Here is a 24,504-nt window from a genome sequence, read left to right on the forward strand (position 1 = left end):
TCAGTTAATCGCGACCTCTTCGAGATCGCTCCTACTGTTTATACTGCAGGTTCTACCACTAACTCTGGGTGGCGAAGCATGTTGTTTGTAAGGCGGACAATCGCATAAATCGTCGCGGCCTGAATCAAGAACATAACCCCGATACCCAACCAGTAGACTAAGCCAAACTTAGCGACAATGCCGTTGCCGACAATCGCAACGTGCCACCAGAAAAGGTTCAGCACAAAGAAGGCAACACCTGGGCAGACCAGACCAAAGGCAACTGGGCTGTGCTCACCTCCGTGCAGATACTTGTCTAGGTAACCATTCAACTTCATGACACGGTACCCAACCATCAAGATCACGGCTTGCAGGGCAACCATCAACGTCATCATTTGGAAGTTATCGCCAGCATCCAATGCACCACCGGTTAGGTGAGCAATGCCATGTTCCATACGTAACCACTCAATACCGAGCAGTGTCACAATCGGTACCAACATCCAAAGACTTGGCGTCGCTTGCTCTTGTAGACCATGCTGCATCATCGCATTGACGCCCGACACCAACACAACCAGAACAACCAACACTGCGGCGATTAAGAACAGGTAAGAGAACACCGCGGCAATTGTAATAACAGCGGGAATGTGTGACATCGCTGCAGGCGCCGCAAAGCCGACCGATAGCATCGAAAAGGTAAAGGCCGCCATCAAAGGTGAAAGGTGGTTGTGCTCTTCACTGCGGTAACCCCCCTGCGTCAACATGCGACCCAAGTAACGTCCGTACATTTTTAGCGCGTAGTAACCGATGATCAAAAAGGCGATCAGCGCGCCGGGGAACATCCACTCAATAATCGTCCATAGACCCGGAACAAATAGCGCACCCGATACAAACATCACGTTCACTGTCATGGAGAAGGTCAGAGGCAAGGCCATCATTTGAACTTCAGCGGGTGAGTTCAAAATCTTCTCGTGGGCGTCAGTGCCTTTAACTGCGTTGTATTCGCGGATATTCCAAACCAACAGCGCAATGTGCAACAAGCCAAAAATAACGACACCGGCAATAGCAAAAACGATAATCAATGGCATTGGAATACCACTGGCAATGTCAGCACTCCAGGCACTCGTCCAGTGGTCCCAAGTTGGCATAGGGTAACCCTTATGCGGAACCATCCACATTAGGTACATAAAAAATGCCACTGACATACCGCCAGCGCCAAGTGCAGCTAAGAAAAAGCTAGGATGCCAAGGCTGAGTTGAGTCTCTTCTGAACATGGGAGATCTCCTAATTAGTTAAACCATAATGTATTAGACTTTTCTAATATATTAACAAATCATTAAATTAGCAATATCTAATATAGATATTAATCATCCCCTTTTGATTTATCGCAAAAGCCTATAAATCCGGTTGCGGATTCTCAATGCGACGATCACTGCATGAATAGATACTGCTCGCCAAGCTGGTCGAGATGACTCGACCATTGAGCGGGGAGGTACTCCCCAAAACGTATCGTCTTCAAGGGGAATTATTCAATGGAGATGCTAGGACTCTATCCAGTCTGGTTTGAGCCGACACTCGGTTCAGGTTGGATCATCGGTATCATTGCGACCATACACGTTCTGTTTTCACACACATCTGTGGGTGCAGCACTGGTCTTCTCTTACCTTGCGGTGGTCGCTTACCGTAAGAACCGCCCAGAGCTTCTCGACTACATTCGTCGTTACGGCCTGTTTCTTTTGGTCTTCTCTTATGTCTTAGGTTCGATTACCGGACCAGGCATCTGGTTCTCAACTACGGTCGGCAGTCCGCGTGGTATCTCTGCACTGATTCATAGCTTTGTCTGGAAGTGGGCAACCGAGTGGGTCTTCTTTGTCATCGAGGTCATCGGTGTCTACATGATCGTCTACTTGGTGAATAAGGTGGATCAGAAAACACACCTGCGCATCAGTATCATCTTTGGCCTAGCCTCTTACACCACCATGCTAATCATTATCGGTATTCTGTCGTTCATGCTGATGCCTGGTAATGAAAACTGGTACACCGAAGGCGGTTACTTGAACGGTTTCTATGGCGCCAACACCTTTGCGCAATTGGCTATGCGAACGGCGTTTATGTTCACCATGACAGCGGTAGTCGGAGGCATTGTTGCCTCTTCAATTAAAGATATCGATTTCCGCAAAGAGATGGTTCGTCGTCTGGCGATTCTAGGTTTGGTTGCGACTGCAGCCGGTCTTGGTCTATTCAAATGGTACCTATCAACGATTCCAGCGACCGCTGAATTGGTGATGGAGAATCGTCTACCGGAGTACTTCACACCCGCTCTAATCTCTGTAATGGGCGGCATCATGGCCTACTTCGCAGCCACTCTGGCCGCACCAAAGCTGCTAAAACCAGCCATTGCGGGCGTCATGACGGTCGTCATTTTGGTGTTCGGACTTTGGCCAGAAGAGGTTGCGCGTGAGTCGATTCGTAAGCCTTATGTTGCAGGTGGATACGTCTACTCTAACCAGGTTATTGGTCGTGATGTTCCGGGGCTTGGTATTCACAGTGAGATCCCGACCATTGAAGAGCATGGCTTCACTAACGCTCTAATCTTCCTTCCCGAAGAGCTTCGCACGGTGACTGATTCTAATAAAGAGGCGGTTGGTCAAGCTCTGGCGTTGAACACCTGTTCAAACTGTCACTCACTGACCGATACAGGGATTCGCCCACTGGCAAATTACTTTGGTGACGACTCAAGCGAGTCGGATATTGCGGCCTACCTAAGAGCTGCACTGTCGAGTGGTACAACGCTCTACATGCCACAAATTCCACTTCAACAAGATGAAGCAGTGGCCTTGGCTAGCTTTATTCGTCAGTTGAAAGATCAATCTATTGCTGTCGCGGCTGATCAGGGTAATCCGATCACTGTGTCTCAGTCTCACTAAGGAGTATCACGATGAATGTAGACTCTTTATACGCACTTCGTGATGTGGCCGGGGTTCCCTCACATCCGATTCTATTTTTAGTGTTAGGTGTCGTCACCTTTGCACTTCATATGTTTGCGGTTCACGTTATGTTGGGCGGTGCAGCGCTGACTATTCGTGGTGCATTAAGCCAAGACAGTTACTGGCGTCAGCTTGCTAATGCCATGCTATCGACCGCAAAAATTGCGGTGTCGGTTGCTGTGGTTATCGGCGTTGCGCCACTACTGTTTGTGCAGGTGATCTATGATCCTTTCTGGTACACCTCTAATGTGCTGTCCGCTTGGTGGGTCATTGGATTCATTATCATACTGTCAGTCGCTTATCTGTTGATCTACCTCTTCTACTTTAAAAATGAAGATCTGACGCAGAATAAGACGAAATGTCCTGGCAGCATGATTCTATCGCTCGCACTGTTCATTGTTGTGGGTCTGATTATGCACACCCTAACCAACCAGATGCTCTCCCCTGATCAGTGGATGGAGTGGTACGCACCGCAGGGGCAGATCGATGCCAGCGGTACTCAGCTTCACTCAATCAACTGGGCGCGTTTCATCTTTATGATTGCTCTAGCAGCACCGGTAACCGGCGCATGGCTTTACGGCTACCGCCACTACATCAGCGTTCGTCCTGGTAGCGACTCGGGTTACCTTGAGTTTGTTCATAATCTGGCGCGTAAACTGCTTGCTCAAGGCTCTGTGGTATCGATTCTTATTGGTGCAATCTGGATGGTTAGCCTGCCAGAGAACCAAATTGAGTTTTTAACCAACCCGATGCTCTACATCACAGCCCTAGCATTGATCGCTTTAGCGATGGTGCCGACTCTGTTTGGCAGCAAAATTAACAACGGCTACAACGCCTACTGGTTAGTAGCGGTCGCCTTTGTAGTGATCGCACTGGTCGCGGTTGATCGTGAAATCATTCGCTGGGTTGCCCTAGTCGTTGAGTCTGGCTACAACCCAATGGACTACCCAATTAACATGGATTGGTACAGCACCATTCTGTTCTTCGCGACTTTCGCAGTTGTCGGTGGCATGGCCTGCACCTACCTAATCACGGTTGCATGGCAGGCGGGACAAACAGAAGGCACCTACACACCATCTGTGGCTATCTCTCGCCTGGGTAACTGGACCATTTACATCATCTTAATCTGGATCGTGCACTACTTTGCCGTCGGATTCTGGGTATGGGCACAGTAAGGAGATGACGATGAAAAAAGTAATGATTTTAAGCGCCCTACTCCTATCCACTTCAGCTTTTGCCGATGAGCGAGCGGAAATTATGGCGAACCCCTGCGCTGTGTGCCACGGCACCAATGGACAGGTTGAAAATTCAGCGTTCATGCCGTTAGCAGGAATGAGTGCCGAGACCTTTGTTAAAACCATGTTGGATTTCCGGACAGGTGAACGCGACTCTACTCTGATGAGAGGTCTTGCTCTTGCATACAGTGACGATGAGATCGCAGCAATGGGTAAATACTTTGAATCACTTGAAGTTGGAGGTGAACAATGATTTCACGTAGAGACTTCCTTGGCATGGCTTTGACTGCTGGTGCAGCAGGTCTGCTGCCACTAAATGCGCACGCTGCAACCGGTAAAGTTGTCGTTATTGGTGGCGGTGTCGGCGGTGCAACCTTCGCTAAATATATGAAGATGAAGGCACCTCAAATTGAGGTCACCATAATTGAGCAAAATCCAATTTACATTCGCCCGTACGGATCCTCTGAAGTGCTCAATGGACACATTGATATGTCTGATCTCGAGGTCAGCTATGATGCTTTAAGAATCAAATACGGCGTCAACGTTGTGATCGATAAAGCAGTTGGACTGGATGCCGATAAACGCATTGTCACAACCGCTTCGGGAGCAAACTTCCCATATGATCGTTTAGTTGTCTCACCTGGTATAGAGCTGCTGTACGAGCGCCTAGACGGCTATTCTCGGGAGATAGCAGAGACTAAAGCACCTTCTGGCTGGATTCCGGGATCACAGACTGCTCTGTTACGTGACCAGATCAAAAACATGCGTCAGGGTGGCACCTTTCTGATCGTAGCTCCGCCTAACCCTTATCGTTGTCCACCTGGGCCATATGAGCGAGGCGCGCTGGTTGCAGAGTGGATGCAGAAATACAATCCAACCGGAAAAGTAATCATTACCGATCCAAAAAATGATTTCGTAACGGGCCCTGACATGCGTCTGGGCTGGAACCGAATGTATGGTTACAACGTCCCTGAAGATCTTCAAGCGGGTATGCCAACACTCAAACAGCACAGTGAAGCTGGCATGATCGATTGGATTCGTGAAGTTGACGGTGGTCGACCACTGTCGATTGACGCAGCAAAGATGCAAGTTGAAACAGAGCAAGGCTTCATTAAAGCTGATGTCATCAATGTTGTGCCGCCGATGAAAGCGGGCAAGATTGCCACAACTTTCGGACTAACCGATCAATCAGGATGGTGCCCCGTAGACCCTTATACTTTTGAATCTAAGCTAGTGGCCAATATCCACGTGCTAGGGGATTCAGCATCCGCTAGCCCTCTCCCTAAATCTGGCTTTGCAGCCAACAATGAGGCCAAAGTCGCAGCGTATGCCATCATCAATCTATTTGCAGGGCGTCCAGTTGAGGAGCCCTCTTGGGAAAACACCTGTTACGCACTAGCCGGTAAAGATTATGGATTCATGGTAATCGGCGTCTACGGAATGCGTGATGGAAAGATAGCTAACCTGCCGAGACCTGGTTTCCAAACACTGGATGTCAGTGAGACAAAACATCGTCTTGCTGCTGTTTACCAGCAAGCATGGATGAAATCCTTCACGGAGGACTCTTTCGCATGAAAAAGTTAATACTTTCAGGCCTTCTTTTAGCAGCCACAACAAGTTATGCATCAGATCAGGTCACACAAGCAACTGAGTGGACTTCTCATTCGCTTCGCTTGGCAACAAGCTCAAGACCTACTGGTGATATATCTCGTGGTAAGGCGCTGAATGACTCTATGATGTGCAGCTCCTGTCACGGTAAAGAGGGGCTACCACCGACTAACCGTTGGCCAGCCGTTGCAGGACAGCTGGAGAGCTACACTTACAAGATGCTGTTGGACTATCAGTCCGGCGCGCGAAGCGAGGATAACCGAGCTAACATCATGACGGCCGTCGCTGACCTAATGTCAGAACAGGATATGTCAGATATTGCAGCCTACTACGCATCGCTACCCGCACCGACCCTAGCGCAACAGTCAGCACCGGCACTGGTAACCGAGGGTGATAAAGATCGACTGATTACTGCCTGTGCCTCTTGTCATGGCCTTAGCGGCCAAGGTGGTATTAAGGGAACCCCTGCTATTGCGGGCCAAACTGCCGAGACTTTGAAGCGTGCGTTAGAGATGTATCGCAGTGGTGATCGTGACTCTGATCTCTATTCTGTCATGCGACAAGCAAGTCAAAGACTCACAAGTAGTGAAATTGACTCATTAGCCAACTATTATAGTGGAACTAATTAACTATAAGAGCGTTGAGTATGGGAACACTGGTTGGTCAAGGGCACTGTTTAACCTGCCCGATTAGGCCGTCGAGTCTGTTTGGATGTCTAAAAGAGTCCGAGCTTTCGCTGATTGAAGATTTTCAGACGCGTGTCATTAAATTTGAGACGGGCGACATTATCTACAATGAGGGCGAGAGTCTCGGACTGATCTACACTCTTCGAGCCGGCCATATCAAACTGACTAAATTCAACAATGAGGGCAATGCTCAGATTGTTCGCTTAGTTCGTCCTGGCGATCTCTTTGGCTATGAAAAGCTGATCAGCAGTGGCACCTATATGCACACAGCCGAGGCGCTGGAACCGATCGAGCTCTGCCAGCTTTCGGTTGAGAAGTTGAACCACCTGCGTGATCAGAGTGGCGCCATCAACCAAGCCATTATTGAACGTGCACTGCAGCAGGTGATGAAAACAGAAGATCACCTAACCCAGGTAGGTCTACTCAAATCCAAACCTCGTTTGGCTTGGTTCCTGCTTCAATGGGTGGGTGAGACTGCAGAAGCGGTCAGCTTCCCGATCAGTCGAAGAGATCTCGCTCAGTATCTCGGCTTAACCATCGAGACCATTTCACGCCATACCGCGGAGTGGAAACGCCAAGGCATTATTAGCGAATCAAAGAACTTGTTAACGATATCTGACAGAGATGCTCTGCAGGAAATAGCGAACAGCTAAAGGAGTTCCAATGAAGACAGCACAAGATCTAGTCATGGCCGCAAAGGCGACCATTAAAGAGGTCAGCGTTGCAGATGCCGATGGTGCCATTCACGACGCTGAGATCGTTATTGATGTGCGTGAACCGGCCGAATATGAACAGGGCCATCTAAGTGGTGCTATCAATATTCCGCGTGGTCTTCTCGAGTTTAAAATCGGTGGCATGCCGGCTCTAGAGTCGCGTGACACCAACATCGTGATCTACTGTAAGACCAGTGGTCGTGCTGCTCTTGCCGCTGCATCTCTTGCCGAGATGGGCTACCTGAATGTCACATCCATTGCCGGCGGTTACGACGGATGGGTAGAGGCAGGTAAGCCGGTTGTGACCCAGAACTTGCCTGAGTTCGGTTAATCACAAGAGCCACACCCTAAGAATCAAAAACGGCGTTCAAAAGCGCCGTTTTTATTTTTGATTTACTGACTAGGGTTTATAGGCGGCGTTTTGTTGCCAGCCAATAAAACCAGACTGCAGAACCACAACATTTTCTCGTCCCGCGACACGCAGTGCAAAAGTAGCCTGTGCTGAGAGAGAACCTGTATTACAGAACAGAATCACCTTGCCAGTCTCTGGAATTTCGTCGATGCGATCCAACACCTGGCGCCACTCAATGTTGATCGCACCCGGAATAGTCGCTTCTGCGAACTGCTCTGCATCACGAGTATCGATAAAGGTTGATGCTTCAAATACGACTTGATCAATCTGCTGAGGGACCATAATACCCGACTCATACTCTTGAAAAGCCATGTAGTCGTTCATCGCTTCAATCGCCTCTTCGTTGGCAACCGCAGCAGACATATTAAATGTGAATAAAATCGTAACCAACGAGGTCATTAAGGCACGCATCATTAAACCCTACTCTTAAAATTATCAATTGGCTGCATTGTAACGACACAACCTGTAAAACTCAGTGATTCATTTAGACTCTTTTGCCACAAATAAAAGTCTCTCTATAACGTTAGTGCATCAGGCTGATGGACAGAGCGTCTTGGCTGACAAATTAATCACCGCTTCACAACCTGGGTCCTTGGCATGGAAACTAGCCCGCACTCGATAGTCACCTTCCGCAACCGTCCACATACCTGTTTTGATATCAAAGTATGCAAAACGACGAAGAGGTAGATGAAATGTTAGATCAGCACTCTCTCCAGCTTTCAGTTCCAGCTTCTCAAAGTCGGCCAACTCGAGTTCTGGACGTTCAATGTCAGAGTTAACTTCACCACAGTAAATCTGAACAACGGTCTGACCCTGTCGCTGACCAATATTGTTAACACTCACCTTCAATTCGACATAATCATTAGCCACCTTTCGACAACTTAGATTTTCGAGTTGGTAATCACTGTAACTGAGGCCAAATCCGAAGGGGAATAGCGGCTCAATCTTGTTGGCCTGATAGTGACGATAGCCGATAAACACGCCTTCACGATAAAGCACATGGCCGTCTCGTCCAGGGTAGACCAGTGGGTCATCGGTGTAGGTAGGATTATCTTCCAACTTGACTGGGAAGGTCTGAGGCAAACGGCCGGAGGGATCTTGTTTGCCGAATAAAACATCGGCAATCGCATTGCCACACTCCTGTCCTGGGTACCAAGCCTGCAATATGCCAGATACTTGATCTACCCAAGGCATTTCAACCGGTCCACCCGTTTGCAATACCACTAGGGTGTTAGGGTTAGCACTGGCCACGGCTGCGACCAACTCATCCTGACGTCCAGGGAGTTTAATGCCTTCAAGGTCACTTCCTTCCGTATCCCATTGACCGGATCGACCAACAAACAGGATGGCTACTTCGGCACTTTTTGCTAGTTCTACCGCAGCTTGTATTGCCTCATCCCCTAAGGGTTTTGATAGACCAAAGCGCCAAGCGGCAAGGTCGAGATTGTCCGTATCCTTGGTAGCAAACTCCATCTCAAGGGTATAGGTTTTACCTTCCTCGAATCGATAACTGGCAACGACCTCATCACATCCCTCCTCGAAGAAGGTTCGACCTTTCTGCCAGTGATCCCACACATTGATCACCAACTCGCCATTCACATAGAACTTGGCAAGGCCTGCACTGTGAAGGCCAATATTAAAATCGCCCGTCACCGTTGCTATATAATCAACACTCGCTCGCAGAGAAAATGCGTGTTGATCGACCAGTCCATTCGCAACAGGGGGCAGAATGAAACTCTGGCTCTCATCAACCTCTTCAGTGAAAACCACCTCACCCGAAAGATCTCGATTAGCGAAGTAATCGACTCGTATCTTTTGGTTGACCAGGGGCTCCCAGCGATGATTAGTACACCCCTGTGCATAATGAATAGCATCGCCACCCAGAAGGTTTGTTAATCCCTGCATAGGTGAAACTGAATAGTGGGGATTAAGCATCGAGGAGCCACCGCCCATGATCTGAGCCTCGATGGCATTAGGCCCAATTACCGCAACGCTCTTTAGGTCAGTAGACAGGGGTAGCAAGCCAGTGTTCTTAAGCAGCACACTAGCCTCAACACCGGCACGTCTGATCAGCTGCTGGTGTTCAGGGCGATTATCGGCAATCTCTTTGAACGGCGAAGCATCATTAATAGCACCGCAACGCTCCATCAACTGAACCATGTTAACGGCCAGCTGACGAACCTGTTCAACAGGCACTTCACCGCGATCCACGGCGTTGAGCAATGTGTCACCGCGGTCTCGGGTTGGCCCTGGCATCTCTAAATCTAAACCCGCATTAATGGTTGGTGCCGTTGTTCTAGAACCAAACCAATCGGACATCACAATGCCGTCATAGCCCCACTCGTTGCGAAGAATTTCTGTCAATAACCAGTGATTTTCGGCGGCATAGGTACCATTAATCTTGTTGTATGAGCCCATAATAGCCCAAGTACCCGCCTCTTTAATGGCAGCTTCAAAGGGGCGAAGGTAGATCTCGCGCAGTGTGCGCTCATCAATATCGGAACTGACCGTTGTGCGCTCAATTTCAGATTCATTTCCGATGAAATGCTTGGGTGTGGCAGCAACCCCTGCGCTTTGAAGCCCTCGGATGTATGAGACCGCCAGTGCAGCGGTTAGCTCAGGATCTTCTGAATAGCACTCAAAGTTACGGCCATTAGTCACAGATCGTTGAATATTGATGGTCGGACCAAGCAGCACGTGTGCCGATTTAGATTTAACTTCATCAGCAATAGCGCCACCCACCTTCGCAAGCAGGGCTCGGTTCCAGGTTGCGCCTAAGGCAATACCAACGGGGAAGCAGGCTGCCGTCACACCGCCAAATAGAGAACCACCACCACGTGCACCATTAGGTCCATCAGTGACACGCAGCTTATGGATTCCTAGTCTAGGGATAGCATTAACTGACCAAACATCTTCACCGGACAGTAGAGAGATTTGCTCTCTCAAACTCATCGAATCAACCAGTACCTCAGCCGTCTGTCGGTCAGCCATCACCTCTCCCTTTTATTTATTGGTTTTACCCTTTTAAACGTCGTGCAAAACGTTTCTCAATAGCGGTGATCATAGCGCCCGCAACATCCTTACCGGAAGCCCCCTCAATACCCTCTAAACCTGGGGATGAGTTAACCTCCAATAGAAGAGGGCCTTTGCGAGAACGGATGATATCAACACCCGCCACCTTCAGACCTAGGGTTTTAGCCGCTTTAATCGCTAGCTTGCGCTCTTCTGCTGAAATGCGAACCGAAGAGGCCGAACCGCCTTGGTGTATGTTTGCACGGAACTCGCCTGGTGCCGCAGTACGCATAATCGAAGCGACTACTTTGCCGTCAATGACAAAACAGCGTAGATCTTTGCCATCCGCCTCTTTGACAAACTCTTGTACCAACAAGTTAGCTCGAAGCGCTTTAAACGCGTTGATTACCGACTCAGCTGCTTTACCCGTTTCGGCCAACACAACTCCACGACCTTGCGAGCCTTCGAGTAGCTTTACGATCAAAGGTGCACCGCCGACCATCTCAATGAGGTCATTGGTATCCATCGGTGAATTGGCAAAGCCTGTTGTAGGAATATCCAAACCCGACTTCTGCAGCAGTTGCAGCGAGAAGAGTTTGTCACGCGAACTTGTGATCGCCTCTGCCGTATTCTGAACATAGACGCCAAGACTCTCAAAGTGACGAGCCAGTGCACAGCCATAAAACGTCATTGAAGGTCTAATTCTAGGAATGATGGCATCAAAATCGTTCAGGATAGCGCCACCACGGTAGTGAACCTCTGGATTATCAGCATCCATCTTCATGTAACACTGTTTGATGTTCAAGAAGACCATCTCATGTCCGCGCGCCTCACCCGCCTCAATCAAACGACGGTTTGAGTAGAGATCCGGATTGCTAGCCAACACACCAATTTTCAGAGCAGTGCGAGCTGTTGGGTTCACACCGTACATCTGATTACACTCAGTAATGGTGCGCTCACCCTGCAGACAACTACCTTCAGGATCAACGATCATGCGACCTGACATCGCTTCACGACCCAGCAACATTCTATAACCCATAGAATCACGGTTAGTGAGTGTTAACTCAGCCTCAAACGTTTGATCTGCCAGGGTAATGTTGGTTTTTACAACGTAACGTCTCTCGGCTGTTCCGCTTGATGACTTTACAGTACGGCGATCAACTACCTGAGCTTCACAACGAACAACTAGCTCATCATTTTTTTGCAGAGGGTGGATCTCGAAAGAGACCCAAGTGTCTCGATTACGAGTGAATTTACGAATGTTAAACGCATGCAGTGATGAGGTTTTTGCCCCCGAATCGACACGAGCTTTAACAGCGGGCAGGCCCAATAGAGGAAGGCCACACCACTCCTCAGAACCAACGATCAGTTTGTCCATAATGTTCTCCATTTAATGGGGCGAACCATAGCTCATAAATCCCCAATCACGTAGCTTTTTATAGCAACGATTGGTGAAAAATACTCAGCCTTTATCTGTATATTTTTTAGCCATATTTAATACCACTTTCAAAAAATAGGTCTATATTGAAGGAGATAGAGTTAAGTTACTGAATTCAGGAGTTGTAAATTGCGACGTAGGCAATTTATTAAAAACGCTGCGGGTATTGCACTGCCTGCAGCAATTGGGGGCTTCCCTGCGATTTTAAAAGCAGAGAATGCTCGCCCGACTATTCGTGTCATGGGAACTCACGTTACCCTGCAGGAAGAGCTACGTCTGCGTGCCGAAAAAGAGCTCTGGATTAATATTCAGTTCTACCCAGGCGGTAGTGCTGAAGTACTCATGCGCGCAACAACCAACCCCTCCTCATTTGATCTGTATGAGCAGTGGTCAAACTCCATAAGAGTTCTATGGAATGCCGGTGCGATTCAATCAATCGATACACAACGAATTCAGTACTGGAATGAGATCAATAACCTCTCGAAAAACGGTCAGATTTCGGAGGGCGCCAAGATCGGCCGCGGCGATGCACCACACCGTATTCTCTATGTACAGAAGGATAAAACTTTAGGCCGTGAGCCTAGCCAAAACGTTAGTTTCCTACCCTATGTGCACAACACCGACTCCTTTGGCTATGACTCACGCTACATTGATGTTGGCGAACCCTACATCACAGAGAGCTGGGGCTGGCTCTTAAACGATAACTATTCCGGTAAGGTCGCCATTGTGAACGAACCCACGATCGGCATATTTGATTTAGCCTTAGCCGCTCAAGCAAAAGGACTTATGACCTTTAATGACATAGGTAACATGAGTATCAGTGAGATCGATCAGCTGTTTGAGATCGCAATTGATTACAAAAAACGCGGCCATTTCAGGGGGGTATGGTCATCCGTCCCCCACTCCGTTGAGTTGATGGCGAACAACGAAGTCATCATTGAGAGCATGTTCAGTCCCGGTGCTTCTGCACTCCAAGGGCAAGGGATCCCGTGCATTTACGCTGCGCCGAAAGAGGGCTATCGAGCATGGCATGGGGTCATGTGTCTCTCCAGCCAAACGCGGGGCGAGCAAGAGGACGCAGCTTACCAATTTATGAATTGGTGGTTATCGGGTTACCCAGGAGCCTTTATTGCAAGGCAGGGGTATTACATCTCCAACCCAGAACGCTCTAAACAGTTTATGAGCCCAGAGGAGTGGGACTATTGGTACGCGGGCAAACCCGCCGCTACATCGCTAAAAGGGACAGATGGCTCGATTTCAGTAGCGGAAGGTTCCATAAGAACGGGCGGATCCTACGAACAACGCTTCAGCAATGTTGCCGTTTGGAACAGTGTCATGGACACCTATGACTATACACTGCCCAAATGGAAAGAATTTGTGCTGAGTTAGGGGAGTTGAATGCCTGCTCAAAGAGTTCCTTTTACCACTCGAATTTACACCGGTTATTTTTTAATGGGGCTGATTACCCTTGCGCTGGGGATTATTGCTTTTATCGGGCTCACAACCCTTAACAAACAGTTTGATCAACAAAACGATCTATCGAGCAATTTAAAACATGCAACGCAATTAGGTTTTCATGCAGCCGAGATGCAGAGCCGCGCTGAAACCTTTTTAAGAGTTGGTCAGACCCAAGCAGCCGACTCTGTCGACAATGCCTACCGATCTGCACTGTACGAGCTATCAACGCTCTCGTCATTAGAGAGCGAAACAGCCAAACCGATCATAAAACGAGTGGATGAACATCTTCATACTTTTCAAAAGGCGTTTAAGGCAGCTAAAACTCAGCGATCGCGCCGACAACAGCTTGTAAAGACAACACTTCCCAGTGTCACGAATAGTTGGGGCGCTCTAATCGAAGCCTATCAAAAGCAGACCATATCGGCCGGCTCTTTAGCGATTAGCAACAATATTTGGCGAGACCTATTAATCATCGAAAAACACATGGGGCAATATTTTGAGTCACTCAACCCAGCCGAGCTGGAACTGGTGGATGAGTACTATCAACACGTAATGGGGTTGATAGAAGATCTCTACATTCTAGAGAGCTACCCCCCACAAATCACCCGTTTAGATATCATCCATGACTCATTGGCTCGTGGTTACTCAACATTCAATGAGGGTGTTCAAACCACCCGAAACTATCTCTTTTTAATTAATGTTGTCATGGCGGCCGAGAGTTATGAAATTAAATATCTTTCTGAGAAATTAACTCAAGAGTTCAGGCAGGCCCTAAGCAGCACTCAAGAACAATCTTCAAGCATAGTCAGTTCTTTATCACAGCAGCTAATTGCACTCTGCATTCTCTTCATCTTGATGACGGTCATTATCGGAATGGTCGTCGGCAGAAGTATAGAGAGACCCATTGCCAGACTGAGAGAGATTTTTGATCGACTATCCAATGGCGAGCGAAAAGTACCCATCCCAACTTACCACTCTAAAGACGAGATAGCGGCCCTGGCTGTTTCAGCAGAGGCATTTAGGGAGGCCAACGAAAACACACAGAAGTTGCTCGATAAGTACCAAGAGCTCAGTTCGCAACTCGATGAGAAGGTCAAACAACGAACCAAAGAGCTCGAGAAAGCGAATCACCGATTAAAAGATCTATCAGTAAAAGATGGACTTACGCAGATCTATAACCGACGCTTCCTCGATGCAAGCTTGGTCGAAAACTTTAATCGTGCCCGACGCAGCGCCCTTCCACTATCGGTTATTATCTTAGATATCGATTACTTCAAAGCGTACAACGATACCTACGGCCATCAGGCGGGCGATACCTGTATTCAACGTGTCACCCAAGCGATGAGTCATATATTTCATCGCTCTACTGATACCGTCGCTCGTTACGGTGGAGAAGAGTTTGTTGCTCTCCTTTTCGACACGCCTGCACCAGCGGCACAAGCGCTTGCTGAAAAACTGCGTAAAGAGATTGAATCGAAAAACATTCCGCATCGTGCATCACCCATTGGTTGTGTCACGGTGAGTTTGGGCTGTTGCACCTGGACACCTGATACAGAATTCATGAGTGGCGAAGAGCTCTTAAATCAGGCAGACAAAGCGCTGTATCGATCTAAAGATAGCGGGCGAAACCAATTAGGCATCTGTTCTACAAAACCGCCATCAGAAGGGAGTAGCTGAGTATTCCTGCTAGTAATGAGTAGAGTAGGCTTCGCGTCCAAGCGCCAACCAACAAGGTTAAACACGCAGCGATCAGTCGAGTCGGCTCTAACTCTCCGCTGCTGCTACTTAACACCATAGGCATAGCTATACCCGGCAAAATAGCCACCGATGTATAGCCCAAAGCTCGCTCAACCGGTTTGGGAAGTTGACGATCACCAATTAGCCCTAAGAAAGAGAAACGAATCGCAAAGCTGCCCAGACTTAAGCCCGCTATGATCATCCAAACATACAGATCAGAGTGAATCATACAGCCTCCTTCGAACGGCGCTTTTCAAGCCAAACTTCCGATAGATAGCCCACCGCCAACGCCATGACTCCGGCCACCAAAAGTCCTGAACTGAATGGGAAATCTGCAAATAACAAGGTAAACAGGACTGAGGTAAATGCTGCAAGTAGGTGTGGAATACTTCTTAAAAGTGGTGCAACCAAGGCTAAAAAGGTGACGGGGACCGCAAATTCTAGCCCTAATTCGGATGGAATTTGATTGCCCACCACCGCTCCAAGATAAGTGCCGAGATACCATAGAGAGGAGACCGGAATCGCAACCCCAAAAAAGACACCTAACCGCTCATCCAACGAAAGGTTGGGGTTTTTATTGTGCTCTAGCGCTGTCACAGCGTATGACTGATCAAAAATCCAATAGCTTGCTAGGACTCTCTGCCAGAGTTTCGCTTTCCCAATCAGTGGCACTAGGGCAGCTGAGTACATGCCCATCCTCAGGTTCACCGCAAGCGAGGTGGCTAGAATAATGACGGTAGGGGCATTCTCCTCCATAAGTGTCACGGCTGTAATTTGCGCAGCGCCTGCTAAGACCGCAAAGCTAAACCCCATCACTTGAAGCACATTTAAACCTGCTTCTGTGGCTAAAAGCCCAAACAGTGTGCCAAATGGAACCATGACGATATAGAAAGGGAGCGACGAGATAAAACCACGCCTAGCGCCTTGCCAAAATAGCTTATTACGACCAAACAACAGAGGTTTCCTTATGGGACGGAAAAAGTGAGAATAGTGTTTCAGTTAGGTCCACTATTGTGATCTTTAGCCAACGCGACAACAAGTAAAAAGAGGAGCTAAGTGCTCGACAAAATCCTGAATGCATTTCGCAATTCAAAATGGCGAGGCTCAAGTTTCATTATCGTGGGTATCGATTTTGTAGAACATCAACTCGCCCAAGCACTGATTGAGAGAGGTGGAAAAATAATAGCCTTTGTCGATGATGAGCCATGGAGCCATAAAACCGAGATGCTTGGAGCCCCGCTTCGATATCCAAGCGAAATAGAAGCACTGGCTCAGCGACATCATGTTCAAGCTGTGGTTACATTCAACCAAAGATCTGAGCTGCTGCCTGATGAATGCGTTAAGCAACTTAGCTCAATGAACATACCCACTGTCCAAATGGACCCAAACCTGAGTTTGGAAGAACAACTGAATACGATCTCTTCAACGCTGGACTCATATGAACAGAAGTAACGCGACACTGATTGGTTTTTCAGCCATAGCGCTCTGGGGTGCCTTGGCTCTGTTAACTCGGTTAACGGATAACCAGATCCCACCCTTTCAATTAATGTCGATGACCTTCGCCATTGCTTTTCTACTGATGCTTACCAAATGGCGTAAAGAGGGTCACTGGGGTGTCCGTTACGCAAAACAGAAAAAGCCTGTCTGGCTATTAGGCGTAAGTGGCTATTTTGGTTACCACTTCTGCTACTTTTTAGCGATGTCGAAAGCGCCGGCTGTGCAGGTCAGTCTATTAGCCTACCTTTGGCCCCTACTGATTGTTCTATTCTCTACCCTACTTCCAGGCCACCGTTTTAGATGGGCGCATCTAGTCGGCGCTCTATCAGCTCTAGCGGGCTGTTGGTTATTGATTGGGGGTGGCAGTGACGCCTTCGAACCGCAATACACGTCAGGCTATCTAATCGCCCTAGCCTGTGCTCTAATCTGGTCTAGCTTTTCTGTCACCAGCCGTTTGGCCGCCAATGTACCGACCGATGCGGCTGGCTGGTTTTGTGGTGCCACAGCGGTATTGGCCTTCTTCTGTCACCTCGCCTGGGAGACAACCGTCATGCCAGCCAATCTGATTCAATGGATAGGAGTGATTGGCCTTGGCCTGGGGCCAGTCGGCATCGCCTTTTTCAGTTGGGATTACGGGGTAAAGCACGGCAATATTCAACTGCTGGGGGTACTGGCCTATTCAGCACCGTTGATCTCGGTCGTGCTGTTGGTTCTGTTTGGATTAGCGGAACCGAGCTGGACTCTTGCCTGGGCCTGTCTGGCTATTGTCGGTGGGTCACTGATTGCAGGTTTTGAACGCAACAAAAAAGCCGCTTAATAGAGCGGCTCTTCAATCACTTAGCGGAACTTAAAACGCTGTACCCGCTTTACCGCCTAGCTTCTTCAGGATAATTGCCAATGGGCAGAATCCAGTAAAGGCTGTTTGGAATAGGTTCGCACCAACAAAGGCTGTGAACCACAACCAGTACTCACTGACAAACAGTGGGCTAGCCGCTACGCCCAGTGCCAAGCTCAACAAAACCATAAAGCCAGCAAAGGCAAATACCATACGTTCTACAGACATGTTCCGTCCCTCTCAAAATTGAAATTAGGTGGTTCAACTCGAACCAATTTCTATATATTAGTTTTTACTAATTAAACAAGCAACTAATTTATAAAATGCACAGCGACCTCTAACCAAACCGTGTAAAATATTCAGATCGAAAATTTTTAAGGAGTGGGCGATCCCATGAACGAAATCACCATCAAAACACCCGATGATTGGCACCTTCACTTTCGTGATGGCGATATCCTTGCTGAGACAGTAGCAGCAACCGCTCGCTGTTTTGATCGTGCGATTGTCATGCCCAACCTTGCACCACCGGTTCGAAACGCTGCTGACGCAGAGGCCTACAAACAGCGCATTCTAGCTGCACGACCAGAGGGTTCGAACTTTGAGCCTTTAATGACGCTTTACCTCACCGACAGAACCACCGCTGAGGATATCAATGAAGCGGCTAAAGCGGGCATTAAAGCCGTTAAGCTATACCCTGCCGGTGCGACCACAAACTCGGATGCTGCAGTAACAAACATCGATGGCTTAGCCGATGTGTTCGCTGCGCTGGAAGCGAACAACATGCTTCTACTGGTCCATGGTGAGGTCACTGATTCGCATATTGATATTTTTGATCGTGAAAAAGAGTTCATCGATCAACGCATGGGTCCAATCACTCAGAAGTACCCAACGCTTAAAATTGTATTTGAACACATCACCACTAAAGACGCAGCTGAGTTTGTGCTTGCTGCGGGCGGAAACATTGGTGCCACCATTACACCGCAACATTTGATGCTGAACCGAAATGACTTGTTAGTGGGTGGTATTCGCCCACACAACTACTGTTTACCTGTCTTAAAGCGCAACATTCACCAGCAAGCGCTACGTGATGTCGTTGCATCAGGGTCAGATAAGTTCTTCTTAGGCACTGACTCAGCACCTCATGAACAGGCTAAAAAAGAGACCGCCTGTGGCTGTGCAGGCTGTTACAGCGCCTGGGCAGCCATTGAGCTATACACCCAAGTGTTTGATGAGTTAGGGGCACTGAACAAACTAGAGGGTTTTGCGAGCCTACACGGCCCTAAATTTTACGGCCTACCGGAAAACAGCGGCACCATCACACTGTTAAAAGAGTCCTGGACACTACCAGAGAGCATCACTCTACCGAATGGCCGCCCCATCATCCCATTCATGGCCGGAAGTGAGGTTCAGTGGAAGCTGAAAAGCTAGAACTCACTTGCAAAGCGAGGCGGTATCAGTAAGATTCACGCCTCAAGATAAAGCGCCCGTAGCTCACCGGAGCGCCGGCCGGCTAGATAAAGTAACAGCTTCAGATCCTGTTGGTCGGGGGTTCGACAAATTGTGGCAAGAATTTGGACCGCTGTAAGCGCCCGAAGGGGCGTTGAATCGCTTAAGCGATTCAACGAGTCTATCCCGATGATGGATAGCACTATACAATTCAACAACTCAACGCGCCCGTAGCTCAGCTGGATAGAGTAGCAGGTTCCGATCCTGTTGGTCGGGGGTTCGAATCCCTCCGGGCGCGCCATCTTTACCTGAAAGGCCGAGGTCAGGATTGACCGAGTAATCCCGGGCGCGCCATCTCTACCTTCACCAAGCAAAACCAATCCGTTTAAATGGGTAATTCGACTTTAACGCCAAGCCCACCAAGCAATCCGTCACTAAAGCTTAAATTACCCGAATAGCTCTCTACTACCGCTTTACTGATGGCGATACCAAGGCCTGAACCTGACACTGCAGAATCTTCGTCTAAACGAACGCCTCGTTGAGTTAGTCGAATCATATTCTCTTGCGACACCCCTGTTCCATCATCCTCTATTAAAAGAATCCAACGGTGATTTTCACGTGAGTAGGTTATCGATAACTCAGCTTTTGAAGTCGCATACCTTAGGGCGTTATCTAGCAAATTGCCAATAAGCTCGAGCATATCATCTCGATCATAGGGGAGTTCATATCGGGGCAGTTGTTTTAGGTGTAACTCCTTACTGGGGTAAATTCGTTTAAAGAGCTCAACCATAGGGGTCAAGTCAGCGTAAGGAGCAAACAGTTTGCCGGGCGTTGGTGTTCCTGAAATACGAGCTCGTCGAAGTTCGCGGTCCATCAAATGCTGAAACTCTTCACTTAGAGCTATTGCCTTGGCAGAGTTTTCATTTGAATCTAGTTCAGAGGAGAGCCAGCGCAACTTCTGAATAGGCCGCTTCAGCTCATGAGCTAGATTGCCTAAACCTGTGCGTGATCTCTCTATTTGCGCAGCTGAGCGAGCCAATAATCGATTGAGCGCAGAGGCTAAAGGCGCTATCTCTCGAGGAAGTTGATCCGGGAATTGAATCGATGAACTGATGTCACCAGCCTCAATCGCTTGCCGAACTGGCTCTAGGCTAGCAAAACCTGATTTAACCATTCGCCTTTGTAGCCAAACGACCACCCCAAAAACAACCACCATGATTAGAAATAGCAGCAGTTCTAGCAGCCACTGATTGTGATAGAGCTCCGTTACATCCTCAGCAACCGCAAGCGTAAAATTGACATCTGATTTTTTAAATCCTTGAGTAAGAATCATCCAGCGCTGGTCATCATTAATAATCACCGCAATATCAACAATGCCAGGGGCAACTGACGATACATTAAGCTCGCGATCCCAAAGAGAGCGAGAGAGTGCCTGAAACTGCTCGGACTGAAGTTTGAAATAGTGGCCAGACTCTACGCGTTGATAAATAGAGGAGATACGCTCTTGTTGCAGTTGCCACTGACTGTTTGTATCCAAACTCAAAGCGGTGATAATCGTCTCTGCATCATGACCAAGGCGTTGTTCGATAATGTCATCAACAAACGAGCGAACAGTAAGATGTAAGGGCACTAACAGCAGAACAGCAAGAAGCAGCAGAAGTTTAGTTAAGCGAGACTGGAGATGCGCCTCAATTGAGTATCCCTGCTTAAACATCTTATTCGCTCACATCCAACTGAACGATGTATCCCTGGCCACGTTTGGTCTCAATGAACTCTTTCCCAAAATATTGGCGAAGACGGTTGATGTAGACCTCGATCACGTTGCTATCTTTGAGCATCTCCTCTTCATAGACATGTTCACTCAGCTCTGTCTTAGATACGATTTTTCCTGCATGAGTAATCAGATAACGCAGCAATCGAAACTCTTTGCCGGTCAATGAAATACTCTGCCCTAACGCATCAATTGCCTGTTGGGTATCAACGTTTAAAGAAACGCCCTGACAGACTAAAGTGTTATCTGCACGCCCTTGATTACGGCGCATCACCGCTTCTATACGCGCTTGGAGCTCTTCAAAATGGAAAGGCTTAGTAAGGTAGTCATCTGCACCATGCTTAAGACCATCCACCTTCTCTTGCCAGGAGTCGCGAGCCGTAAGAATCACAATGGGGGTATCAATACCCGCACCTCTCAGGTTAGATAGCACCTCAATTCCTGGGCGTTTAGGCAACCCCAGGTCGAGAATAATGCCGTCAAATGACTCTTCTTGAGCAAGAAACTCGCCATCTACTCCATCTCGGGCCACCTCCACTGCAAAGCCCGCTTTTTGCAATTGGGGTTTTAATTGATCGATGAGTTCGGTGTCATCTTCAATGAGCAGTAGGCGCATCATTAATCCTCCAATTTCTCTTGAAGAAGCTCACCCGAAGCTGCGTCGATGTAATACTCACGCACCTCACCGTCACCACCGAGAACCTCAAATTCATAGATCAATTTGCCATCTTTGCGTTCTAGCTCAAGATCTAAGATTTTGCCGATAAATGTCTGTGCGTTTCTGTCCTGTAGTTCCGAAAGTGAGAGGATATGACCCGACTCCAACAACTCCCTCGCCTCCCGCTGTGAGAGGTTATCTCCCGCAATAGAAGGCAACGAAAGTGCTAGGAGATTAATGATCCCAGCGGCCGTGATTCGGAATATTGACCGAGTCGTCATCAAAGTAGCCCTGCTCTGCTCTATCCCCGTGACAAGCCTGACACTGGCTAAAACTACCAACATCTGGATTACCGGTTACCATACGATCCGGTACCTCATCATGCTTCTTTTTAAAGTAACGTAACTCAGTAATACGCAGTGGTGTAGCGTTATCTGATACGCTGCGTAAAAACTTACGTGCCCTTCGATTTGAACTGTTTTCAGCCGCATTATCAACCAGATACTGAGTAATCGCTTGTTGTGATGTAGGATCCAACTCGGCATTTTCACCAAAGTGATTATCTAAATTACCCATCATCTTCTGCCAACTTCGCTCAGGTAGAAATCCTGTAGGATAGGCCATATGACAGTCTGCACACTCATCAATATAGAGCTGGCGTGCTGGCGAATTATCTGTCTGTTTTAAAGCACCATTTCGACGCTCACCGTACTCATCGTCATCTTGACCGAAGATTTTCCAGCCCTCATCAGCGAAGGCGACATTAACAACACCAACCATTCCAACCCCTAGAGCACTAGTAAGCAGTGTCGTACCCAAAATCCAACGGACCGTTTTAATGCTAAGTTTCATATTTCTATCTCGCTCTTATTGATTAGATAACCAGAGTAGGATGTCTCCTTTCTCTGCTGGGGTGCACTCGCGGCCAAGCGTCCATTTACAGTTCCTTAGGAACCACTTATTAATCTTATGATCCTGCGTAAGTCGCTCCGGATTTACGCTTGGCGCTAGAGGATCAATCGCCTTTTTGGTTTTTGCATGCTGGCCTACCAGTTTCACATCAGACCCATGACAGGTTGTACAGCTCTTACCGTTAAAGTCTCGGTTCCACAACGCTTTACCTGCGTCTGCATTAGCACTTTTACCACTAGCCGCCTCGAAGGCTGCCACCATGCGATCACTCACTGGCGTTGCATTTGCAGCCACTACAAAGAGTGAACCTATCAGTGCGATAGCAAATTTATTAATTCTCATCGCCCTTCTCCTCGATCTCTTTTTTCCCGTTGATCATCGCTCGAACTAGGTTTTCCCCATGGACTAAACTGCTGATTAAGACACCTGATATATGGAACAACACGAAGGCTAGAACTAGATTAGCAACGGCCTCATGAACGTCTTCCATCCAGTACCCTGAAATCGACTCTACCCAAGTGCCAGCAAGCGGTCCTATGCCATCTGGCGCTACAGAAGCCATGCCTGTAAAAGTGAGTAATCCAAGAGAGAGAAGCAGGACAATCACCATTAATCCACCTGCCGGGTTATGCCCCACATAGTGTTTAGGACGCAAAGCAGCCAGATCAATCAGATAGCTTTTAATCGTATTTATACGGTAAACAAAATCGCTGAAGCGTGCGTGGCGGGTGCCAATAAAACCCCACACAATACGGAAAGCTACTAAAGCGGCAATGGTATAACCGGCCCAGAAATGTAGAGTGTCAAATTCGTCTGCACTTATCCAAGCGATCGCAAAGCTCAACACGAGCGCCCAGTGAAAAACACGGACTAATGGATCCCAAACCCTGATCTCTTTTTTCATTGAATACTCCAAAGGTTTATTCAAATTTCTCAACTTGAATGAGATCTTGCCTTGAGCAAGATAAAACCAAGCTTAAAAATTTATTATGAGATTGGAGTTACAAAAAATTGAGGAGAAGCAGCTAATAGTGCTTCTTTATGCAGTGCGAATTTAGAATAGCTTATTGGAGATATCCGTCTAATCGGTTATCGCTTTCTGGCACGACCGCCAGACCCACTGGAAGACTTTCCGCTTTTAGCCGCGCCACCGCGTTTTGCTCCTCGATCAGGATGCTTGGTTGTTGGTTTACGCACGATCGGTTTGCCTGCAGCATTTCGTTTTGGTCCGTTGGAATTGGGTTTTTTACCCTCTCCGTGGCTATTACGATTTGCATGCCCTTTCTTGTGTGTGGATTGAGAGGGCTTTGATCTGTTCGGGCTGCGTGACTTACGTGTTCCGGGCTTCGCCTCTGACGAGGAGTGCTCTACTGATTTTAACAGTGTTGTTAACTCTTTTTGTGTCAGATCTCGCCAATCGCCAAGCGCTAGGCCCTTCAGGTCGACGTTCATAATGCGGGTACGCTCTAGCTTTACGACCTCATAGCCAAAATGTTCACACATACGGCGAATCTGTCGGTTAAGCCCTTGAACAAGCGTTATGTTGAACACACGAGTATCTAACTTTTTCACGGGGCACTTTTTGGTCATTGTGCCAAGAATGGGGACTCCGCCCGCCATCCCTTCTATGAACGCCGGAGTGATCGGTTTATTAACCGTGACCACATACTCTTTCTCGTGGTTATTACCCGCGCGCAGGACTTTGTTAACCAAATCGCCATTATTGGTCATAAAAATCAGACCCTGAGAGTCTTTATCTAGACGGCCGATTGGGAAGATACGCACACCGTGATTAACGAAATCAACGATATTGTTGGGACGTGAGCTCTCTGTAGTCGATTCAATCCCTACAGGTTTATTCAGGGCTATAAAGACGAAGTCATCGGGCTCTGGTGGGTCGATCATCTGACCATTGACGCGAACCTGATCTCCAGGGTGTACTTGGTCTCCAATCTGAGCCCGTTTACCGTTAATAAAGACATTACCCTGTTCAATAAAGCGATCGGCTTCTCGTCGAGAGCAGATACCACTCTCACTGATAAATTTATTGAGTCGCTTTGCTGAACCGTTGAACATGGCTTAGAGTAATCCTGATTAATTGATCGTCTATTGTATCGATCGAA

At 48.1% G+C, this 24,504-nt stretch carries 26 protein-coding genes, 1 tRNA gene and 1 pseudogene; 13 read left to right on the top strand and 15 right to left on the bottom strand.

Features of this window, described 5'->3' with window-relative positions; genetic code table 11:
• Positions 1 to 38 precede the first annotated feature (38 nt).
• Entirely contained in the window at positions 39 to 1,250 is a 1,212-nt protein-coding gene (locus tag XMD530_RS06165) for a hypothetical protein (RefSeq protein ID WP_173481934.1), read from the bottom strand.
• Positions 1,251 to 1,508: 258 nt separating this feature from the next.
• Here XMD530_RS06165 and XMD530_RS06170 point away from each other — a divergent pair, with 258 nt between their 5' ends.
• The 7 genes from XMD530_RS06170 to XMD530_RS06200 are packed head-to-tail and all read left to right on the top strand — an operon-like array spanning position 1,509 to position 7,536.
• Complete coding sequence (locus XMD530_RS06170) at positions 1,509 to 2,903, top strand: cytochrome ubiquinol oxidase subunit I (RefSeq protein WP_173481933.1); 1,395 nt, start codon at positions 1,509 to 1,511, stop codon at positions 2,901 to 2,903.
• 11 nt (positions 2,904 to 2,914) lie between these two features.
• Positions 2,915 to 4,138: a hypothetical protein gene (locus XMD530_RS06175; RefSeq protein ID WP_173506897.1), complete on the top strand. Its 1,224-nt coding sequence runs from the start codon at positions 2,915 to 2,917 to the stop codon at positions 4,136 to 4,138.
• A gap of 10 nt (positions 4,139 to 4,148) precedes the next feature.
• On the top strand, positions 4,149 to 4,451 hold the full coding sequence (locus XMD530_RS06180; protein WP_173481931.1) for a cytochrome C: 303 nt from the start codon (positions 4,149 to 4,151) through the stop codon (positions 4,449 to 4,451).
• The gene (locus XMD530_RS06185) at positions 4,448 to 5,773 is read left to right on the top strand and encodes an NAD(P)/FAD-dependent oxidoreductase (RefSeq protein WP_217363692.1); all 1,326 of its coding nucleotides are present in this window, start codon (positions 4,448 to 4,450) and stop codon (positions 5,771 to 5,773) included. The genes XMD530_RS06180 and XMD530_RS06185 overlap by 4 nt, the downstream gene beginning before the upstream one ends.
• Complete coding sequence (locus XMD530_RS06190; protein ID WP_173482607.1) at positions 5,770 to 6,435, top strand: cytochrome c; 666 nt, start codon at positions 5,770 to 5,772, stop codon at positions 6,433 to 6,435. Before XMD530_RS06185 ends, XMD530_RS06190 begins: the two co-directional genes overlap by 4 nt.
• A 17-nt stretch (positions 6,436 to 6,452) precedes the next feature.
• Positions 6,453 to 7,145 carry a Crp/Fnr family transcriptional regulator gene (locus tag XMD530_RS06195; RefSeq protein ID WP_173481929.1) on the top strand — a complete coding sequence of 231 codons (693 nt, stop codon included), beginning with the start codon at positions 6,453 to 6,455 and terminating at the stop codon, positions 7,143 to 7,145.
• Positions 7,146 to 7,155: 10 nt separating this feature from the next.
• The gene (locus XMD530_RS06200; protein WP_173481928.1) at positions 7,156 to 7,536 is read left to right on the top strand and encodes a rhodanese-like domain-containing protein; all 381 of its coding nucleotides are present in this window, start codon (positions 7,156 to 7,158) and stop codon (positions 7,534 to 7,536) included.
• A 69-nt stretch (positions 7,537 to 7,605) separates the two neighbouring features.
• Here XMD530_RS06200 and XMD530_RS06205 read toward each other — a convergent pair whose 3' ends face one another.
• The 4 genes and pseudogenes from XMD530_RS06205 to XMD530_RS11290 form a co-directional block, all read right to left on the bottom strand.
• Entirely contained in the window at positions 7,606 to 8,031 is a 426-nt protein-coding gene (locus XMD530_RS06205; RefSeq protein WP_173488778.1) for a rhodanese-like domain-containing protein, read from the bottom strand.
• A 117-nt stretch (positions 8,032 to 8,148) separates the two neighbouring features.
• Positions 8,149 to 10,608: a glycoside hydrolase family 3 protein gene (locus tag XMD530_RS06210; RefSeq protein ID WP_173488777.1), complete on the bottom strand. Its 2,460-nt coding sequence runs from the start codon at positions 10,606 to 10,608 to the stop codon at positions 8,149 to 8,151.
• A 25-nt stretch (positions 10,609 to 10,633) separates the two neighbouring features.
• Positions 10,634 to 11,527 carry a 30S ribosomal protein S6--L-glutamate ligase gene (rimK, locus tag XMD530_RS11285; protein WP_217362114.1) on the bottom strand — a complete coding sequence of 298 codons (894 nt, stop codon included), beginning with the start codon at positions 11,525 to 11,527 and terminating at the stop codon, positions 10,634 to 10,636.
• A 75-nt stretch (positions 11,528 to 11,602) separates the two neighbouring features.
• Positions 11,603 to 12,019, bottom strand: a pseudogene (locus tag XMD530_RS11290) (ATP-dependent zinc protease); the annotation flags it as partial.
• 177 nt (positions 12,020 to 12,196) lie between these two features.
• Here XMD530_RS11290 and XMD530_RS06220 point away from each other — a divergent pair.
• A complete protein-coding gene (locus tag XMD530_RS06220; protein WP_254446195.1) occupies positions 12,197 to 13,456 on the top strand; it encodes a PotD/PotF family extracellular solute-binding protein in 1,260 nt (419 codons plus the stop codon).
• A 9-nt stretch (positions 13,457 to 13,465) separates the two neighbouring features.
• Positions 13,466 to 15,202 (top strand): diguanylate cyclase, encoded by a 1,737-nt coding sequence (locus XMD530_RS06225; protein ID WP_173506898.1) that lies wholly within the window; start codon positions 13,466 to 13,468, stop codon positions 15,200 to 15,202.
• Here the strand turns inward: XMD530_RS06225 and XMD530_RS06230 are convergent.
• Both XMD530_RS06230 and XMD530_RS06235 read right to left on the bottom strand, forming a co-directional pair.
• On the bottom strand, positions 15,171 to 15,491 hold the full coding sequence (locus XMD530_RS06230; RefSeq protein ID WP_173484136.1) for an AzlD domain-containing protein: 321 nt from the start codon (positions 15,489 to 15,491) through the stop codon (positions 15,171 to 15,173). The two genes, XMD530_RS06225 and XMD530_RS06230, sit on opposite strands and share 32 nt — an antisense overlap.
• Entirely contained in the window at positions 15,488 to 16,216 is a 729-nt protein-coding gene (locus tag XMD530_RS06235; protein WP_217362110.1) for an AzlC family ABC transporter permease, read from the bottom strand. The genes XMD530_RS06230 and XMD530_RS06235 overlap by 4 nt, the downstream gene beginning before the upstream one ends.
• Positions 16,217 to 16,318: 102 nt before the next feature.
• Here XMD530_RS06235 and XMD530_RS06240 point away from each other — a divergent pair, with 102 nt between their 5' ends.
• Together XMD530_RS06240 and XMD530_RS06245 are read left to right on the top strand one after the other, a co-directional pair.
• A complete protein-coding gene (locus tag XMD530_RS06240; RefSeq protein WP_173481922.1) occupies positions 16,319 to 16,714 on the top strand; it encodes a nucleoside-diphosphate sugar epimerase/dehydratase in 396 nt (131 codons plus the stop codon).
• Positions 16,701 to 17,576, top strand: coding sequence for a DMT family transporter (locus tag XMD530_RS06245; RefSeq protein ID WP_173506899.1), 876 nt, complete (start codon positions 16,701 to 16,703; stop codon positions 17,574 to 17,576). Before XMD530_RS06240 ends, XMD530_RS06245 begins: the two co-directional genes overlap by 14 nt.
• 30 nt (positions 17,577 to 17,606) lie before the next feature.
• On the opposite strand, the gene XMD530_RS06250 is transcribed toward XMD530_RS06245, so the two are convergent.
• Positions 17,607 to 17,822 carry a DUF2892 domain-containing protein gene (locus tag XMD530_RS06250; RefSeq protein WP_173481920.1) on the bottom strand — a complete coding sequence of 72 codons (216 nt, stop codon included), beginning with the start codon at positions 17,820 to 17,822 and terminating at the stop codon, positions 17,607 to 17,609.
• A 165-nt stretch (positions 17,823 to 17,987) separates the two neighbouring features.
• Here XMD530_RS06250 and pyrC point away from each other — a divergent pair, with 165 nt between their 5' ends.
• A complete protein-coding gene (gene pyrC / locus XMD530_RS06255; protein WP_173484137.1) occupies positions 17,988 to 19,022 on the top strand; it encodes a dihydroorotase in 1,035 nt (344 codons plus the stop codon).
• Positions 19,023 to 19,264: 242 nt separating this feature from the next.
• Positions 19,265 to 19,341, top strand: a tRNA-Arg gene (locus XMD530_RS06260).
• Between the two features lie 84 nt (positions 19,342 to 19,425).
• Here the strand turns inward: XMD530_RS06260 and XMD530_RS06265 are convergent.
• The 7 genes from XMD530_RS06265 to rluF all read right to left on the bottom strand — a co-directional run bounded on the left by XMD530_RS06265 (position 19,426) and on the right by rluF (position 24,457).
• A complete protein-coding gene (locus XMD530_RS06265; protein ID WP_173482614.1) occupies positions 19,426 to 20,754 on the bottom strand; it encodes a sensor histidine kinase in 1,329 nt (442 codons plus the stop codon).
• A 1-nt stretch (position 20,755) separates the two neighbouring features.
• On the bottom strand, positions 20,756 to 21,427 hold the full coding sequence (locus tag XMD530_RS06270; RefSeq protein ID WP_173481961.1) for a response regulator transcription factor: 672 nt from the start codon (positions 21,425 to 21,427) through the stop codon (positions 20,756 to 20,758).
• A 2-nt stretch (positions 21,428 to 21,429) separates the two neighbouring features.
• Positions 21,430 to 21,687, bottom strand: coding sequence for a PepSY domain-containing protein (locus XMD530_RS06275; protein ID WP_173506900.1), 258 nt, complete (start codon positions 21,685 to 21,687; stop codon positions 21,430 to 21,432).
• Between the two features lie 16 nt (positions 21,688 to 21,703).
• A complete protein-coding gene (locus XMD530_RS06280; RefSeq protein WP_173481916.1) occupies positions 21,704 to 22,321 on the bottom strand; it encodes a diheme cytochrome c in 618 nt (205 codons plus the stop codon).
• Positions 22,322 to 22,336: 15 nt separating this feature from the next.
• Positions 22,337 to 22,723 (bottom strand): DUF1924 domain-containing protein, encoded by a 387-nt coding sequence (locus XMD530_RS06285; protein ID WP_173481915.1) that lies wholly within the window; start codon positions 22,721 to 22,723, stop codon positions 22,337 to 22,339.
• Positions 22,713 to 23,285, bottom strand: coding sequence for a cytochrome b/b6 domain-containing protein (locus XMD530_RS06290; protein ID WP_173481914.1), 573 nt, complete (start codon positions 23,283 to 23,285; stop codon positions 22,713 to 22,715). Before XMD530_RS06290 ends, XMD530_RS06285 begins: the two co-directional genes overlap by 11 nt.
• A gap of 185 nt (positions 23,286 to 23,470) precedes the next feature.
• Positions 23,471 to 24,457: a 23S rRNA pseudouridine(2604) synthase RluF gene (gene rluF, locus XMD530_RS06295; RefSeq protein WP_173482615.1), complete on the bottom strand. Its 987-nt coding sequence runs from the start codon at positions 24,455 to 24,457 to the stop codon at positions 23,471 to 23,473.
• Between the last annotated feature and the right edge of the window lie 47 nt (positions 24,458 to 24,504).

Origin of the sequence: Marinobacterium sp. xm-d-530, from assembly GCF_013283365.1 — a bacterium.
GTDB lineage: Bacteria > Pseudomonadota > Gammaproteobacteria > Pseudomonadales > Balneatricaceae > Marinobacterium_E.

Excerpts from the sequence above, each read along its gene's own strand:
- XMD530_RS06170 (WP_173481933.1), top strand. The coding sequence starts at position 1,509 with ATGGAGATGCTAGGACTCTATCCAGTCTGGTTTGAGCCGACACTCGGT.
- XMD530_RS06195 (WP_173481929.1), top strand. The coding sequence starts at position 6,453 with ATGGGAACACTGGTTGGTCAAGGGCACTGTTTAACCTGCCCGATTAGG.
- XMD530_RS06245 (WP_173506899.1), top strand. The coding sequence starts at position 16,701 with ATGAACAGAAGTAACGCGACACTGATTGGTTTTTCAGCCATAGCGCTC.
- XMD530_RS06200 (WP_173481928.1), top strand. The coding sequence starts at position 7,156 with ATGAAGACAGCACAAGATCTAGTCATGGCCGCAAAGGCGACCATTAAA.
- XMD530_RS06210 (WP_173488777.1), bottom strand. The coding sequence starts at position 10,608 with ATGGCTGACCGACAGACGGCTGAGGTACTGGTTGATTCGATGAGTTTG.
- XMD530_RS06185 (WP_217363692.1), top strand. The coding sequence starts at position 4,448 with ATGATTTCACGTAGAGACTTCCTTGGCATGGCTTTGACTGCTGGTGCA.
- XMD530_RS06175 (WP_173506897.1), top strand. The coding sequence starts at position 2,915 with ATGAATGTAGACTCTTTATACGCACTTCGTGATGTGGCCGGGGTTCCC.
- XMD530_RS06290 (WP_173481914.1), bottom strand. The coding sequence starts at position 23,285 with ATGAAAAAAGAGATCAGGGTTTGGGATCCATTAGTCCGTGTTTTTCAC.
- XMD530_RS06270 (WP_173481961.1), bottom strand. The coding sequence starts at position 21,427 with ATGCGCCTACTGCTCATTGAAGATGACACCGAACTCATCGATCAATTA.
- XMD530_RS06250 (WP_173481920.1), bottom strand. The coding sequence starts at position 17,822 with ATGTCTGTAGAACGTATGGTATTTGCCTTTGCTGGCTTTATGGTTTTG.
- XMD530_RS06230 (WP_173484136.1), bottom strand. The coding sequence starts at position 15,491 with ATGATTCACTCTGATCTGTATGTTTGGATGATCATAGCGGGCTTAAGT.
- XMD530_RS06265 (WP_173482614.1), bottom strand. The coding sequence starts at position 20,754 with ATGTTTAAGCAGGGATACTCAATTGAGGCGCATCTCCAGTCTCGCTTA.
- XMD530_RS06280 (WP_173481916.1), bottom strand. The coding sequence starts at position 22,321 with ATGAAACTTAGCATTAAAACGGTCCGTTGGATTTTGGGTACGACACTG.
- XMD530_RS06285 (WP_173481915.1), bottom strand. The coding sequence starts at position 22,723 with ATGAGAATTAATAAATTTGCTATCGCACTGATAGGTTCACTCTTTGTA.
- XMD530_RS06225 (WP_173506898.1), top strand. The coding sequence starts at position 13,466 with ATGCCTGCTCAAAGAGTTCCTTTTACCACTCGAATTTACACCGGTTAT.
- rluF (WP_173482615.1), bottom strand. The coding sequence starts at position 24,457 with ATGTTCAACGGTTCAGCAAAGCGACTCAATAAATTTATCAGTGAGAGT.
- XMD530_RS06190 (WP_173482607.1), top strand. The coding sequence starts at position 5,770 with ATGAAAAAGTTAATACTTTCAGGCCTTCTTTTAGCAGCCACAACAAGT.
- XMD530_RS06180 (WP_173481931.1), top strand. The coding sequence starts at position 4,149 with ATGAAAAAAGTAATGATTTTAAGCGCCCTACTCCTATCCACTTCAGCT.
- pyrC (WP_173484137.1), top strand. The coding sequence starts at position 17,988 with ATGAACGAAATCACCATCAAAACACCCGATGATTGGCACCTTCACTTT.
- XMD530_RS06165 (WP_173481934.1), bottom strand. The coding sequence starts at position 1,250 with ATGTTCAGAAGAGACTCAACTCAGCCTTGGCATCCTAGCTTTTTCTTA.
- XMD530_RS06205 (WP_173488778.1), bottom strand. The coding sequence starts at position 8,031 with ATGATGCGTGCCTTAATGACCTCGTTGGTTACGATTTTATTCACATTT.